Source organism: Diplocloster agilis, from assembly GCF_019042275.1.
GTDB classification, from domain to species: Bacteria; Bacillota; Clostridia; order Lachnospirales; family Lachnospiraceae; genus Diplocloster; species Diplocloster agilis.
Window position 1 is genome coordinate 1 of record NZ_JAHQCW010000057.1, and the last position, 13,775, is coordinate 13,775.

18 protein-coding genes are annotated in these 13,775 nt (G+C 51.3%); 16 read left to right on the forward strand and 2 right to left on the reverse strand.

Going from position 1 to position 13,775, the window contains the following annotated elements:
• Positions 1-179: 179 nt before the first annotated feature.
• Positions 180-635: a late competence development ComFB family protein gene (locus KTH89_RS22715; protein WP_238723235.1), complete on the reverse strand. Its 456-nt coding sequence runs from the start codon at positions 633-635 to the stop codon at positions 180-182.
• Entirely contained in the window at positions 635-1,399 is a 765-nt protein-coding gene (locus KTH89_RS22720; protein WP_158345385.1) for a ParA family protein, read from the reverse strand. Before KTH89_RS22720 ends, KTH89_RS22715 begins: the two co-directional genes overlap by 1 nt.
• 199 nt (positions 1,400-1,598) lie before the next feature.
• On the opposite strand from KTH89_RS22720, the gene KTH89_RS22725 reads away from it, so the two are divergent.
• From KTH89_RS22725 to KTH89_RS22800, 16 genes are all read left to right on the forward strand, one after another.
• Positions 1,599-1,901, forward strand: coding sequence for a flagellar biosynthesis anti-sigma factor FlgM (locus tag KTH89_RS22725; RefSeq protein ID WP_238723236.1), 303 nt, complete (start codon positions 1,599-1,601; stop codon positions 1,899-1,901).
• 52 nt (positions 1,902-1,953) lie between these two features.
• On the forward strand, positions 1,954-2,403 hold the full coding sequence (gene flgN, locus KTH89_RS22730; RefSeq protein ID WP_158345387.1) for a flagellar export chaperone FlgN: 450 nt from the start codon (positions 1,954-1,956) through the stop codon (positions 2,401-2,403).
• Between the two features lie 46 nt (positions 2,404-2,449).
• Complete coding sequence (flgK, locus tag KTH89_RS22735; protein WP_158345388.1) at positions 2,450-3,907, forward strand: flagellar hook-associated protein FlgK; 1,458 nt, start codon at positions 2,450-2,452, stop codon at positions 3,905-3,907.
• A gap of 10 nt (positions 3,908-3,917) precedes the next feature.
• Positions 3,918-4,898: a flagellin N-terminal helical domain-containing protein gene (locus tag KTH89_RS22740; RefSeq protein ID WP_158345389.1), complete on the forward strand. Its 981-nt coding sequence runs from the start codon at positions 3,918-3,920 to the stop codon at positions 4,896-4,898.
• A gap of 25 nt (positions 4,899-4,923) precedes the next feature.
• Positions 4,924-5,514, forward strand: a complete 591-nt coding sequence (locus KTH89_RS22745) for a DUF6470 family protein (protein ID WP_158345390.1) — start codon at positions 4,924-4,926, stop codon at positions 5,512-5,514.
• Between the two features lie 51 nt (positions 5,515-5,565).
• Positions 5,566-6,003, forward strand: coding sequence for a flagellar assembly protein FliW (gene fliW / locus KTH89_RS22750; protein ID WP_158345391.1), 438 nt, complete (start codon positions 5,566-5,568; stop codon positions 6,001-6,003).
• A 3-nt stretch (positions 6,004-6,006) separates the two neighbouring features.
• Complete coding sequence (gene csrA, locus KTH89_RS22755) at positions 6,007-6,276, forward strand: carbon storage regulator CsrA (RefSeq protein ID WP_158345392.1); 270 nt, start codon at positions 6,007-6,009, stop codon at positions 6,274-6,276.
• Positions 6,263-6,730: a hypothetical protein gene (locus tag KTH89_RS22760; protein ID WP_238723237.1), complete on the forward strand. Its 468-nt coding sequence runs from the start codon at positions 6,263-6,265 to the stop codon at positions 6,728-6,730. Before csrA ends, KTH89_RS22760 begins: the two co-directional genes overlap by 14 nt.
• An 11-nt stretch (positions 6,731-6,741) precedes the next feature.
• On the forward strand, positions 6,742-9,315 hold the full coding sequence (fliD, locus tag KTH89_RS22765; RefSeq protein WP_238723239.1) for a flagellar filament capping protein FliD: 2,574 nt from the start codon (positions 6,742-6,744) through the stop codon (positions 9,313-9,315).
• Between the two features lie 52 nt (positions 9,316-9,367).
• Positions 9,368-9,748: a flagellar export chaperone FliS gene (fliS, locus tag KTH89_RS22770; protein ID WP_158345395.1), complete on the forward strand. Its 381-nt coding sequence runs from the start codon at positions 9,368-9,370 to the stop codon at positions 9,746-9,748.
• Between the two features lie 14 nt (positions 9,749-9,762).
• Positions 9,763-10,119: a flagellar basal body rod protein FlgB gene (gene flgB / locus KTH89_RS22775; RefSeq protein ID WP_158345396.1), complete on the forward strand. Its 357-nt coding sequence runs from the start codon at positions 9,763-9,765 to the stop codon at positions 10,117-10,119.
• 11 nt (positions 10,120-10,130) lie between these two features.
• Positions 10,131-10,565, forward strand: a complete 435-nt coding sequence (gene flgC, locus KTH89_RS22780; RefSeq protein WP_238723240.1) for a flagellar basal body rod protein FlgC — start codon at positions 10,131-10,133, stop codon at positions 10,563-10,565.
• A 62-nt stretch (positions 10,566-10,627) separates the two neighbouring features.
• Complete coding sequence (locus KTH89_RS22785; RefSeq protein WP_158345398.1) at positions 10,628-11,458, forward strand: OmpA/MotB family protein; 831 nt, start codon at positions 10,628-10,630, stop codon at positions 11,456-11,458.
• On the forward strand, positions 11,455-12,345 hold the full coding sequence (locus KTH89_RS22790; RefSeq protein WP_158345399.1) for a flagellar motor switch protein FliM: 891 nt from the start codon (positions 11,455-11,457) through the stop codon (positions 12,343-12,345). Before KTH89_RS22785 ends, KTH89_RS22790 begins: the two co-directional genes overlap by 4 nt.
• A 31-nt stretch (positions 12,346-12,376) precedes the next feature.
• Positions 12,377-13,294, forward strand: coding sequence for a FliM/FliN family flagellar motor switch protein (locus tag KTH89_RS22795; RefSeq protein WP_238723241.1), 918 nt, complete (start codon positions 12,377-12,379; stop codon positions 13,292-13,294).
• A gap of 16 nt (positions 13,295-13,310) precedes the next feature.
• Entirely contained in the window at positions 13,311-13,682 is a 372-nt protein-coding gene (locus KTH89_RS22800) for a flagellar biosynthetic protein FliO (RefSeq protein ID WP_238723243.1), read from the forward strand.
• Positions 13,683-13,775 lie beyond the last annotated feature (93 nt).

The window sequence follows — 13,775 nt, forward strand, 5'->3', positions numbered from 1 at the left end:
AAGAATACTATTACTAATACGGAGACAAGTAAAAGTATAGCAGGTTCTTCGAAAATAATCTATATCTAAAAATTTGTTGTTAAGTTGACAACATTGGGATCGCACTGCGGCGGGAAGGAAGTTGCCGCTTACGCGGCCCGCCGCAGGCGGAGAGTTTCGCAAACGAAACTCATTTTTATTTAATGCCGGGGCTCTTTCTTGACCAGAAGAATCGCCTGCACCAGCGCGGCCGTCACTTCGGAGGAATACTTCTCCTCCGCCTCCCGGCGGGCCTTGGCGTCATCCTCGCCGATCACCACATATTTCGGCGCCAGCCGGTTCAGGGCGATCGCCGCGATATCTTTTTTGCACTTATTGCATTTGCAGCAATTAAACCGCTGAATCGTGCTGTCCAGCTTCTCTATGACCAAATCTTCCATCAGATTGATCAGGATCATCTCCCGGGCTTCGTGAAAGGCAATCCCCGGGGAGGGATTCCGCTTGATCGACGAGTTGAGCACGGAAGCGGTCGGATAACCGGACAAAGGCTGGGCGGACGCTTCCGGAAGATCCGGTTCCCCGGGCCGTCTGGCGGCAGAGGGCATTATTTTCCGGTACATGATCTCTTTATCAATCTCCGTTCTGCTTTTGGACATTACGCTAACCCCCTTTCGAGCAGTTCATTTGCCAGCCGGCCATAATCCAGTACGGCGTTGCTGTAAGGGGCGTAATCCAGAATAGACTGCTGCAGGGACTGGGCTTCCCGAAGGGAGATGCTTTCGCGGACAGAAGTCTGAAGCACCGGCATATCAAGGTCCGCGGCCACCATATCCAGAGTCCCTTTGATTTCCTTGCTGAACCGGGTGCGGGCGTTGTGTTTGGTCAGGAATGCGCCCAGCATCTGAATATCAGGATTACAGTAATTCCTGACCCGGTCGATAGTCTCCTTAAGCTGCGTGATACCCTGAAGGCTGAAGATATCAGACAGAAGTGGGACCAGCACGTAATCCGCCGCCGTAAAAGCATTCACAGTCAGGATACCCAGAGCCGGCGGGGAATCAATAAAAATATAATCATAAAGAGGCAGCAGTGTTTGAAGCGCGCTGCGCAGCAGATATTCACGGGAAGCCCCGGTAAATTCAAGCTCAATGCTGCTGAGCAGGATATTGGAAGGAATGATGTCCACAAGAGCGGTTCTTTGAACCGCGAACCGGGTTTTCAACTCCCCCTTCAACACATCGTATATCGTGGCCGAACCATCGGTGTCGGCCCCCATACTGAAACTTAAGTTACCCTGCGGGTCCATATCCACGGCCAGAACCCGGTATCCCCGCGCTTTAAAAATAACGGCCAGTGCGTTTGCAGTAGTTGTTTTGCCCACGCCGCCCTTTTGATTGGATAATACGATCACTTTTGCCATGCTATTGGGAAACCTCCGATACTCTCAGAATTGATTTTACAAAATTCGACCTATCTGTCGTTCATTATAACAAGGTTTTGGAGAATATACAATCCGGTAGAAAAATCAAAAATATTTCAAAATTATGAAAAAAAGCTAAAGTTTTGACTTTACCGTCCGATAATATAACTAGAAGAAAATGTGAAAAGGGGTGCTGTCGATGGATTTGAAGATCACCAGAAATTATTCGATTTACCAAAAGACCGTAAACAGCGGCAAAGGTGCCGATAAAAATATCCCTTCGCCGGTTCCGGCAGAAGGAAAACTCCGCAGCGATGAGATCTGCATCAGCAGCGATGGGGTGAAAAAACAGGAAGCGGCCAGGATGGCGGCGGGGATCGCCTCCACCATGCGGGAGGGCGCTTCCCCGGAACGGATTGCGCAGTTGAAACAGCAGGTGGCGGCAGGGACCTATCAGGTGCCTGCGGAGCTGGTGGCCAGACGGCTGGCCAACGGGCTGTAGGCAGGGCGGGTGGTAACGGCGGCCAGGGTGCCGCTGGAAAGAGAGGCTTACATTGGAACAATTAGTAGAATTTTTAAGAGAGTACGTAGATTTTTTTGAAGAGATGGAGCGCAAGCAGGAAGAAAAACTGCAAAAATTGCTGTCCCGGGAGCTTTCGCAGATCGAAGAGACGATCATGATGCAGCAGGCGATGGATAAACGGCTGGAAAATATGGAACGCCGCAGGAGCGCCCTGTTTGAACAGTTAGGGTATGGAGGCTTCACATTTAAAGAGCTGATCGCAGCCCAGGGCAAAGAGGCTGCCAAAGAGCTGATCGGGCTGAACGAGCGCCTGGAACACGCGGTCGGGAATATCCGGTTCTATAATGAAAAAGCGTCGGGACTGGCTCAGGCAGAGCTTGAGAAGATGGGAGCAGGGACGGGAACCGCGGTGACGAAGACCGGCGGCATCTACAAACCGGAAGCCGCCTACCGCCGTTCTATGTTGGAGAGAAAAGTCTGATAAGATAAATCTGAATCGATCATCCGAAGAGAGGAAGCGTGAGAGCTTGAGACCGACATTTATGGGGCTGGAGACAGCCAAACGGGGTATCATGGTGAATCAGAAAGCCATGGATATCGTGGGAAATAATATCAGTAATCTGAAAACAAAGGGTTATACGAGGCAGAGGCTGGATACGGTAACCGTCCAGGTACACGGCAGAGGCAGGACGTTACCGCTGGCCGGTCAGGGCGTGGAGGCCATCGGGGTCGCCCAGGTGCGCAACTCCTATCTGGACGCCAAATTCCGCCAGGAATACGGGGATGTAGGCTATTATGATCAGAAAGCGGCCATCCTGCAGGAGCTGGAGGCTGCCATCAGCGATCCGGAGGTGGAGAATACCGGAATCGGAAACGCGTTAAAGGTGCTGTCCAATGCGCTGGCGGATTTCAGCAACAACGCGGATCAGGAAACCCATGCAAATATTGTTATGAATGCCATGAAAGGCGTTACCCAGATACTGAATGAGTACAGCGGGAAGCTTAATTCCCTGATGGATGAGCAGAAGAATAATCTGCGGCTGTCCGTGGAGGAGATTAACACAAGCTTAGACCAACTGACCATTCTCAATAAGACCATCGCCGACGAGGTGGGCTCCGGCACGGACTATGACGGAGTAAATTATCTGCCCAACGACCTGATTGATAAGCGGAACCTGATTCTGGATGACCTGGCCCGTTACGGGGCGGTGGAAGTGACCCCGGCCGGCGATGGCAGCGTACAGGTAAAATTCAACGGCAAGGTGGTAGTGGATAATCAGGGCGGCCGTTTCAGCAACGATCAGATGCTGCTGGACCGGGACGGAATCACATTGAAGTGGAACAGTACCAATGAAATGATCGGCGGGGACAAAGGCGCGCTGAGAGGCTTCCAGGAAGTGCTTACCGGGAAAAACGCGGTAAATCGGGGAATCCCCTATTATCAGGAAAAACTGGATGATCTGGCGGTTACGCTGGCCGATGTGTTCAATCATATCGTACATGAGGACGATCCGGCGAATCCGGGCCCGTTCAAACAACTGCTGGAGGGAGCCGCGGACGGATCGTTCACAGCGGGCAGTATAAGCATAAGCGACCGGTGGTCAAGCGACAGTTCCTATGTGATCCGCAAGAATAATCCCGCCGGAAGCAAGGACAATACGGATATCCTGGCTATGAAGAAAGCGCTGGAGAACGATTATGGATTCGGCGGGGAATACCAGGGCAGCTTCGGAGAATTTGTAAGCTACATCACCACCTCTCTGGGAGATGATATCAAGGCGAATCAGGCGAGACTGGAAGCCGCGGTATCGGTGGCGGAGCGTGTGGACACGGACCGGCTGGCTACGTCCGGCGTATCTTTGAATGAAGAGGGAATCAATATGATGACCTATAACAAAGCCTACCAGGCGCTGGGACGCCTGATGACTGTGATGGATGAGCAGCTGGATACCATTATCAATAAAATGGGGCTGGTAGGACGTTAAGGAGGAGCTTATGCGAATAACAGAAGGAATCATGACCAACAACTATACGCGGAATCTGCAGACGAACATCAAGAACCTTTCGGATTCCAATTTGAAACTGACATCCCAGCGGAAATTTAACCATGTATCCGAGGATACGGCCGCCGCAGCGAAAGCCTTTTCCCTGCGCCGCCAGATCGATCAGAGCGAGGAACACATCAGGACCGTGGAGGACGCCATGGGCGAGCTGAACACCGCGGGCGAGACCATTATCACGGTCAGCTCGATTCTAAAGACGGTGTATGAGACCGCCACACGGGGCGGGGGAGCGATGAATCAGGAGGCGATGGACGCCGTAGCCAAGTCTTTGGACGGCCTGAAGACGGAGATTTTGCAGACGATGAACGGCAAATACGGGGACAAATACCTGTTTTCCGGCTCCGCCAATGACGGCCAGCCATTTACGGTTGACGCGGACGGAAAGCTTCTATTTAATGGAAAGCCGGTTGACGCTTATGATCCGGCCGATCCTGATACCTATTTTCCGGAAAATAAAGAGGTCTATCTGGATATCGGTTTCGGAATCGACGGACAGGCGGGCATTAATGCCAAGACGGGAATCAAGATCTCCACATCCGGTGTGGACGTGCTGGGATATGGGACCGAAGACGGACAGCCGAACAATATCTACAGCCTGATCGGGAAAATGGAAGATCAGTTCAAAGCCGGAGATAAGGAAGGAGCTCTTCAAACACTGGATCATTTAAAGAAAAAGGAGAGCAGCCTCTCCATGGCGATCTCCGAGGTGGGGACGAGACAGAACATGGTGGAGAGAACCAAGGACCGGCTGGACAGCGGTCTGGTTCACTTAAAAGAGAGTCAGAAGAACATAGAGGCGGTAAGCCTGGAGGAAGAATCCATCAACAACAAATCTTATATGGCGGCATGGATGGTCACGCTGCAGCTGGGGTCCAATATCATTCCGCCTTCGGTATTTGATTTTATGAGATAATTCAGGAAGAAAATGAGGTGTTAGAATGAACGTCTTAAAAATTACGACGACGCCGATCAAATTATCTATGACTTCACAGAGAGCCAGACTGGAATCAAAGATTCCGGACCCGGAAGTGGGCATCATTCAGAATCCCGGTAAACTCAATATGAGATCCGAGAACATTAAGGTAAATATCGATACCTTTGAGGCCCGTGACAGTATGGGAATGAGAACTGCCAGAACCCTGATGCGGGATGCGGCGCAGGCGGGAAAACAGGCGGCGTCGGACGCGGCCGCTGTGTACGCGCAGACCGGCAATCAGATGATGCAGATTCAAAAAGGGGTCACGATACCCGATATTATAAAGAATCAGATGCTGGCCCAGAGCCAATTCAATACGGAACTGAAATTCCTTCCGGCGAAGGGACCGGATATTTCCTGGGAGCCAAATCAGCTGGATATTGACTACACGCCGGCTTCGGTGGAATTTAATCCGCAGGTAACGCTCCAGTCCCCGGTCTATGTCCCCGGTGAGCTGGCCATCAATGTGGAACAGTATCCAAAGGTGGAGATCGAATATGTGGGAGAACCGCTGTACGTTCCGCCAAGCGCAAACCCTTCCTATGAAGAATAGGTTATGGGGCTTATTGAACGGACGCGGGCAGAGGAAAGGGCAGGTATCACATTGAAAATAGAGACACGGGACTTCGGAATTATAGACATTGAAGAAAAAAATATCATCACTTTTGTACAGCCAATCTTCGGCTTTGAGGATTATACGCAGTTCGTACTGGTTACAGACTCAAATATGGGAAACGGAATCTGCTGGCTGCAGTCCATCGAGCAGAAAGCGGTCTGCTTTATTATGCTGAATCCGCTGGAAGTGTGTCCGGACTATGCGCCGGTGGTGATGCAGGATGTGCTTTTCAAGCTTCAGGCCGCTCCGGAAGATGAGCTGGACTGCTGGGCCGTCGCGGTCATCGGGGAAACCTTCCAAGAGTCCACTGTGAACCTGAAAAGCCCCGTACTCATCAATCATGAGACAAATCTGGCTCTGCAGGTGATATTGGAGCAGGATTATCCAATCCGGCAGCCGGTCTTCGACGGGCAGAGTGAGGGGTGACATATGCTGATATTGACCAGAAAAAAAGGGGAATCCATTAAAATCGGCGACGACATAGAGATTTTTGTCACGGATGTCAAAGGAGATAAAGTGCGCATCGGTATCAGCGCGCCGGAGCATATGAAGATATCCCGTACCGAACTATACCTGACTGTGGAGAACAACAAAGAGGCTGTGGATAAGGTGGATCTGCTGAAAGTGTTCCAGCTGTCCAGAAATCTGCGGACTTTTGAGAATCCCGCAGATGAGGAGGAACGGGATGAGGAAGTATAAGGAACTCATGGAACTGCTGGCTGAAAAAAAGGAGATCCTGACAACCTATGAGCGTGTGACAGACGGTATGCTGGGAGACTCCCTGGAAGCGGTGGACGCGATCCTGACAGGAATGCAGAAACGCCAGGAGCTGATCGGCGAAACAGATCTTCTCGATGCCCATATCAGGCAGTTGTGCGGCTTGGAGGAAGCCCGTCTGTCCGGTATTATAAAAAACCGCTGTGACTACGCAGGGCTTTCGGACGAGGAGCAGGAATTATTCCGGGCAGGCCAGGAGATCCTTGGAATCCTTTGCAGGATCCGGGAAAAGGATCAGGCGCTGGCGGTATGTATGAATAAAATAAGAGAAAAGCTTCAGGAAAAAATAAGGCAGTCGAACACCAATACGAAATTTGCGGGTTATCTGAACCGGAATGATACCAGTACAGGTGTATTATATGATAAGAAGAGATAGGAGGAACAGCCATGTCAACACTGAGCGGAATTGGGAATCGTAATTATGTGTCGGGACTGGTCTCCGGTATGGATACGGAAGAAATGGTCGAAAAAATGCTGTCCGGGACGCAGGCCAAGATCGATAAGCAGACCGGATTACAGCAGCAGTTGGAATGGAAGCAGGAGATATACAGGGATCTGATTCAGAATATAAATTCTTTTCGGGATAAATATTTCTCCTTTTACAGCTCGGCGAATACAAACCTGTTAAGCCGGAGCTTCTACAATACCATGTCGGTCATGAGCAGCTCGGATGCGGTGAAGGTGACTTCCGCGTCCTCCCAGGCACCGGCGAATATAACCATCCAGTCGGTGGACCAGCTGGCTACGGCCGCCAAGGTAACGTCGAAGAATCCGGTAAAGATGCTGGCGGGAAGCCTTCCGGCCGTGAATACCGCCACCCCGGATAAGACCTATACCATGGATGTAACCGTGGACGGAGTGACGAAGAAGATTTCTTTTCAGGGTGCCGCGGATCAGGCGGACCTGCTTGAGAATGTGAATAAAGCTATGTATCAGTCCTTTGGCTCGGCAGTGGGACTGGGAAACGACGGCGGGCGCCTGAAGCTGGTACAGATTAACGCAGACGGCACGGGTAAGACCGGAAGCGACGGAAGATTGGTGGAAAGCGATCCCTCCAGACAGGTTACCTTTCAGAAGAGCGAAGAGGGGGAAGATGCCCTTTCTGTGCTGGGACTAAAGGACGGCGCTACCAATATCATGGGCTATAACACCATGCTCCGGGATCTGCCCTTTGCCACCGCACTTCAGGGGCGGAGCTTTTCCTTTACCATCAATGGCACCGTAATCGACGGAATCAAAGATACGGATACCTTGGGGGATGTAATTAATAAAATAAACAACAGCACGGATGTAAAGATCACCTATTCTTCCTTAGAGGACCGGTTTGTGATGCAGTCGAAAGAGACCGGATCGGTGGCGGATATCACCATGGAAAATAAGGAGGGGAATCTCTTAAGCGCCATGTTCGGACTTGGGACCGGAGATTCTCTTACCGCCGCTACGGATGAGCTGCGGGCGAAGTTATCGGCCGCGGTATCGAATACCGGCCTGACGGATGTGGTAAACGCGGCAAATGCCGGCACCGCGCAGGTATTTTCCCTGAATATCAACGGAAAAGACTATACGGTGTCCATGGGGAAAAAAGAGGACGGCACGGACTATGCGGACGGCGCTGAATTCATAGATGCGTTAAATGAGAAACTAAAAAAGGCGTTTGGCGAGACGGACGGTTCCGCCAACATAGAAATCCGGTTTGACGGTACGAACGCGGAAGTGGTCTCCGATAAGTATCTGGTAAGTTTCCAGGCGGCCAATGTGGAGGCGGATATCACAAAGGCGCTGGGCTTTACAGAAGGGCAAACCCAGAAGGTAGGGGGAAATACGCTTCTTAGTGACGCCGGGATCAGCGGATCGGTCACTGTCGCGGGAAGCGCCATAAACCTGTCGGGGCTGACCTTTCAAGAACTGGCGGATCAGATAACGAATGCGGTATCTACGGCGTCCCCGGGAGCTCAGGCGGTCTTTGATGAGGAGACCGGAAGCCTTACTATTACCGGCGCGGGAGCGAATCTGTCGATTACCGGACTGGACGCGGATGGTTCAAAAGCGCTGCGGGATCTGTTCGGAACCGACAGCCTGGTGATGAATCAGGCCGGGACCGAGGTCAATGATATCTTTGAAGCCGGAAAGAATGCGGTATTTACCGTGGACAACGGCAGCGGTGGAATGACGGTGGAGAGATATTCCAACACCTTTGACCTGGAAGGAATTACCATCGAGTTAACCCAGGTATCCAACACCCCGATCCACTTGACTACGGCCCAGGATACTGATAAAATATATGAAGGCATAAAAGGGTTTGTAGACGATTACAATAAGCTGATTGAAGACCTGAACACCCGGATATCCGAGGAAGCTACCTATAAGAAATACGCCCCGTTGACCGCGGATCAGAAGAAAGAGATGAGTGAGCGGGAAATCTCGCTTTGGGAAGAGAAGGCAAAGGCGGGGCTGCTTCGCAATGACGACAATATCAGTACGCTTCTGGCCGATATGAGAACCGTTCTGTATCAGAAGGTGGACAGCGCCGGCTTGTCCCTGTATGATATCGGAATCGATACCAGCAGTAACTGGAGGGACAACGGAAAGCTGATCCTGGATGAGAACCGCCTGAAGGAAGCGCTGGCCAAGAATCCGGATAAGATCCAGCAGCTGTTCACAGACGAGGATCAGGGAATCGCGGTGAAGATGGATGCGGCGCTTAAGGCTGCGGCGAACCTAAGCAGCGGCAGCCCGGGAAGCATGGTGCGCTATGCCGGTACGAAGGCGATCCTGGCCAACGATAATACGATCTACGATCAGCTCAAGGATATCCAGACCGCAATTTCTAACCTGAACCGGAAGTACGAGACGGAGCGGGAGCGTTACTGGAAACAGTTTACGGAGATGGAGAAAGCCATTTCCAATCTGAATACCCAGAGTTCCTTTATCTCCCAGCAGTTCTCATCTTCGAACGGTTGATATTCGGAACAGTCAGAGCCGGCCTGAACCGGCGCGATGAAGGAGTAATAGGATGCAAAACCCATATGAAAAGTATAAACAGCAATCGGTCATGACCATGACCCAGGGAGATATGATCCATCTGTTGTTTGATGAGACGATCAATTCGCTGAACAAGGGCCTGGCCTGTATGGAAAATAAAGATTTTGCAGAGTGCAACCAACTGTTCAAAAAGGCGCAGAATATCGTAAGCCATCTGTCGGCCACCCTGAACCCTGAGTATGCGATCTCGCAGAACCTGTCATCCCTGTACGAATATTTTATATATCAGATCGTACAGGCGAATATAAAAAAGGAGCCGGAAGGGATTCAGGAAATCCTTCCCATGCTGGCCGAATTACAAGAGGCGTTCGCCCAGGCGGATAAGCAGGTGCGGATGGAAAGCCATGGATAAGAGGTGGATGAGAGATGTTTGAAGATGCTGCGTTTCGGGCGTTAAGCGGCGGTCTGGATGCCATGTGGCAGAAGCAGCAGGTGGCCGGACATAATATTGCCAATGTGGAGACTCCCGGTTATAAAGCGAAAAAAGTACAGTTTGAACAGGTATTAAGGGAAAGCGAAGAAAAGGGAAGTCCGGTAACAGAGTATAAGACGGTGGTTTCCACGGATGAAGAGACCGAGGCCCGGCCGGACGGGAACAATGTCCAGGTGGAGAAAGAAGAGCTGGAGCTGTGGCAGTCTTATCTGCAGTATTCCGCGCTGACGACCCGGATGTCCGGCAGACTGTCCACGCTTAAATATGTAATCAATAATACGGCGAAATAAAGGAGCGGGTTATGGGATATTTGGATTCATTGAATATAACGGGTTCCGCGTTGACGGCGGAGCGTTTCCGCACGGATATTATCCTGCAGAATCTGGCGAACCAGAACACGACCAGAACCGAGGAGGGCGGCCCCTACAGACGGCGCCAGGTAGTGCTTCGGGAACGGCCGCTGGATTTTAAAAGTGAACTGAGCCAAGCCTATACGAAAGTACAAAACGGCGGCGTCTATGTGGAGGAGGTCGTGGAGAGCCAGAACGACCTGGTTCCCGTGTACGACCCGGAGCATCCCGACGCGAATGAGGAAGGCTATGTGATGATGCCGAACGTCAACAACGCGGAGGAGATGGTGGATCTGATGGCCGCCACCCGGGCCTACGAAGCGAATGTGACGGCGCTTAATGTGGCGAAAGCCATGGCGATGAAAGCGCTGGAGATCGGAAAATAGCCGGATGGATTACAGATAAATAAAATCACGGCAAACAGAATAACGGTAAAGAGGGGTTCTCGGTGAAGAAAAAACACAGAGAAGACGGAGGCGGTCAGGAATGGTTAAATACCTATGCGGATATGATAACCTTAGTTCTGACCTTTTTCGTTTTACTATACAGTATATCAAACGTAAATATTACAAAATTAGAGCAGATCGCCCAGGCGATGCAAAAAGAGCTGGGAATCCAGCCGCAGGTCTCCCTGGAGGAGATTCCGGACGAGTTGAAATATCCGCAGGTGGGAGAGTCCACCGGAGGCTATGAGAATCCGGGCACTTCTCAGACACCCACCTCCACCCAGGCGATCCAGCAGATGGCGGATGAGATCCAGCAGTATCTGCAGAGCAATGAGATCGACGCTACGGCAGTGAGTACCGACAATGTAATCTATATCCGGTTTAAGAATGAGCTGCTGTTTGATCCGGACAGTTCCGGACTTCGGGAAGAAAGCAAAGAAGTGCTGGACAGGCTTGGATCAATCCTGGAGGACAAGGCCGGCGATATCTTGGCGGTCTATATCAACGGGCATACCGCCCAGGCTCCGAATTCCCCCATCAATGACCGGATTCTGTCCTCTGAGCGGGCGGATCACGTGGCGATCTATCTGGAGGACCATACGACTCTGGACCCGAAGATGCTGATTTCCAGAGGATACGGCAGAAATTATCCCATCGCGGACAACAGCACCAAGGAAGGCCGGGAGCAGAACCGGCGTGTGGATATGATCATCCTGGGCAGGGATTTTGACAAATCGGAGATCGAATCCGGCGATATGCAGGTATTTGATCCCTTAAGTCCGATCGATGTGCCGGATATGCTCGACGGACAACAGGAAGGAACAGACCAGTGATAAAAACATACGATTTTAAATCTCCCAAAAAGTTTACAAAAGAACGCATGAGCACCGTGGAAAATCTGTACGACACGTTTTCCCGGTCGCTGGCCACTTATCTGACCGGTCTTTTGCAGGTCTACTGCGAGATACATATCACCCGGATTGTGGAAAAAAGATACCAGGAATACAGCAGCCAGATCGAAGACCGCTCTTTGTTCGGGCTGGTTACTTTGCTGCCGGAGAATAAGGAGTGCAATGAGGCGCCGCTGGTGATGGAGCTGGATACCGCTCTGGGCTTTTTTATGATTGAACGGCTTCTGGGCGGAGCCGGTACGGAATATGATCTGCACCGGGATTTTACCGATATTGAAAAAGCGATTCTGGAATATCTGCTGGGGCGCTTCAGCGAATTTGTCGGGGATGCGTGGCAGGGGTATATGGGCGTGGAAGCCCACCTGACCGGCCTGCAGACGAACCCGCATCTGCTGCAGATGAGCGCGCCGGAGGATGTGGTGATCATGGTAGAGCTGGAAGTGCTGTTAAATGATCTGTCGGCCAATATCCATATCGTGATGCCGGCGCCCAACGTGGAGGAGCTGACCTCCAAGTTCGGCTATAAATACGCCATGAATAATCTGAAACAGGATGACTTTAAGATCCGGATGCGCCAGCAGTTCATCAAGCAGCATCTGTTGGAATCCGAAGTGGAGCTGCGGGCGATCCTGAACACGTTTGCCCTGGATGCCCAGGAGGTTATGGATCTTAAGGTCGGGGATGTGATTCCTATAGGAAAGCATTTGGATACGGATATTGAGGTTTTTGTGGAGGATATGGCCTGTTTTGAAGCGAAGCTTGGACACACGAAACTGAACAAGGCCGTATCGATCAGTAAGGTATTATAAGGCCGCGGTAAATGCGGAACTGGAGGTTGCTATGAAGGCTGCGGATAAAGAAGCTATGAAGGAACTGCTGGAGATTCTGGCCGTACCGATTAGTGAAAGAATCAATGTACTGTTCGGCAAAAAGGTTGGTATAACCGTAGAAGAGATCGTGGAGATGGACCGCCGGCAGTTGGGGGCGGCTCTTCCGTCTTCGGGTATTGTAATAGAAATTTCGGATGATTCAACGAATGAGAATGCTTCCCAGTTTTATATGTTGGAGCGGGAAGCGGCGTCCCGGATTGTTAATTTTGTCATGGGAATTGGGGCGTCCCAGCCCAATCCTCTGGATGAGATCGCTTTAAGCGCGCTTAAGGAGGTGGTTTCCCAGTGCCTGAGCGCGGCACGGGAGGAGCTGGAAGAATTTTATGGTAAAAAGATAGAGATGTCGGTAAAGGGCGTCTATGCGGAAGGGTCTGCGGATTCGGTATTGTACCGGATCTGTTCGGATAAAGAGAAGTTTCTTACCGTACGGTACCATATGATAATGGAAGATCTGCTGGAGTCTGATATCTATGGAATAGACAGGGACAGCATGTTAGAACTGCTGGGAGTGGAAGCCGCCGGAAAAACGGGGAACCGTATCCGGAAGACGAAGGCGGTAACCGTCAAAAGCATCCAGTTCCCGGAGTTTAAAGTGGTGCGGGAAGAGAACCGGGTGAACGATATAGACGAATCCAGACAGCGGCTGATGGATGTGTCCATGGACGTCTCTGTCAGGGTAGGGCAGGCGGTCTGTAAAGTCAGGGATATCCTGGCATTGGAACAGGGACAGACGCTGCTGTTAGATAAGCAGGCGGGTGCGCCTACCGATGTGGTGGTCAACGGCGCGTTAGTGGGCCGGGCGGATGTTATGGTATCCGGGGACAAATTCGCTGCCAGAATTATCGAGATTATCAGCAAGAGGGATTGAATAAGAGGGATTAAATATGTTGGAGTTGATATTGAAGCTGTTCATTTATCTCGTGGTTTTGGTTGGCGTATTGTATCTAGCCTATATTACAACCAAGTTTGTGGCAAAAGGGGCAGGACCGAAGGGAATGTCCGGGAATATACAGATTCTGGAAAAAACGCCTCTTGGCAGGGACAGCTGTCTTCTGATCGTGCAGGTACAGGAGCGTTACCTTTTGCTGGGGGTTACCCCTTCCGGGATTGAAAAGCTTCAGGAACTGGATCATTATGAGCCAAAGAAATCGGTGACAGCGGCGGATTCGGATTTTGCGAAGCTGCTGGCCGGCCGTCTGAAGGATGGGAAGGACAAGCTGCTGAACGGAAAAAAGAGCGGGGGAAGTAACCAATGAGTGAAAAGTACAGAACGGGCAGATGGAAAGCGGGAAAGTGGGCGGCCGGCCTGATGAGTCTTTGTGTGGGCGTGTTTGGTTTTGCCCGTCCGG

Bases quoted from the DNA above. Each gene is read 5' to 3' on its own strand.
- KTH89_RS22725 (WP_238723236.1), top strand. From the start codon at position 1,599: ATGGATTTGAAGATCACCAGAAATTATTCGATTTACCAAAAGACCGTA.
- flgB (WP_158345396.1), top strand. From the start codon at position 9,763: ATGTTTGAAGATGCTGCGTTTCGGGCGTTAAGCGGCGGTCTGGATGCC.
- flgC (WP_238723240.1), top strand. From the start codon at position 10,131: ATGGGATATTTGGATTCATTGAATATAACGGGTTCCGCGTTGACGGCG.
- KTH89_RS22795 (WP_238723241.1), top strand. From the start codon at position 12,377: ATGAAGGCTGCGGATAAAGAAGCTATGAAGGAACTGCTGGAGATTCTG.
- KTH89_RS22720 (WP_158345385.1), bottom strand. From the start codon at position 1,399: ATGGCAAAAGTGATCGTATTATCCAATCAAAAGGGCGGCGTGGGCAAA.
- KTH89_RS22800 (WP_238723243.1), top strand. From the start codon at position 13,311: ATGTTGGAGTTGATATTGAAGCTGTTCATTTATCTCGTGGTTTTGGTT.
- fliD (WP_238723239.1), top strand. From the start codon at position 6,742: ATGTCAACACTGAGCGGAATTGGGAATCGTAATTATGTGTCGGGACTG.
- KTH89_RS22715 (WP_238723235.1), bottom strand. From the start codon at position 635: ATGTCCAAAAGCAGAACGGAGATTGATAAAGAGATCATGTACCGGAAA.
- csrA (WP_158345392.1), top strand. From the start codon at position 6,007: ATGCTGATATTGACCAGAAAAAAAGGGGAATCCATTAAAATCGGCGAC.
- KTH89_RS22740 (WP_158345389.1), top strand. From the start codon at position 3,918: ATGCGAATAACAGAAGGAATCATGACCAACAACTATACGCGGAATCTG.
- fliS (WP_158345395.1), top strand. From the start codon at position 9,368: ATGCAAAACCCATATGAAAAGTATAAACAGCAATCGGTCATGACCATG.
- KTH89_RS22760 (WP_238723237.1), top strand. From the start codon at position 6,263: ATGAGGAAGTATAAGGAACTCATGGAACTGCTGGCTGAAAAAAAGGAG.
- KTH89_RS22745 (WP_158345390.1), top strand. From the start codon at position 4,924: ATGAACGTCTTAAAAATTACGACGACGCCGATCAAATTATCTATGACT.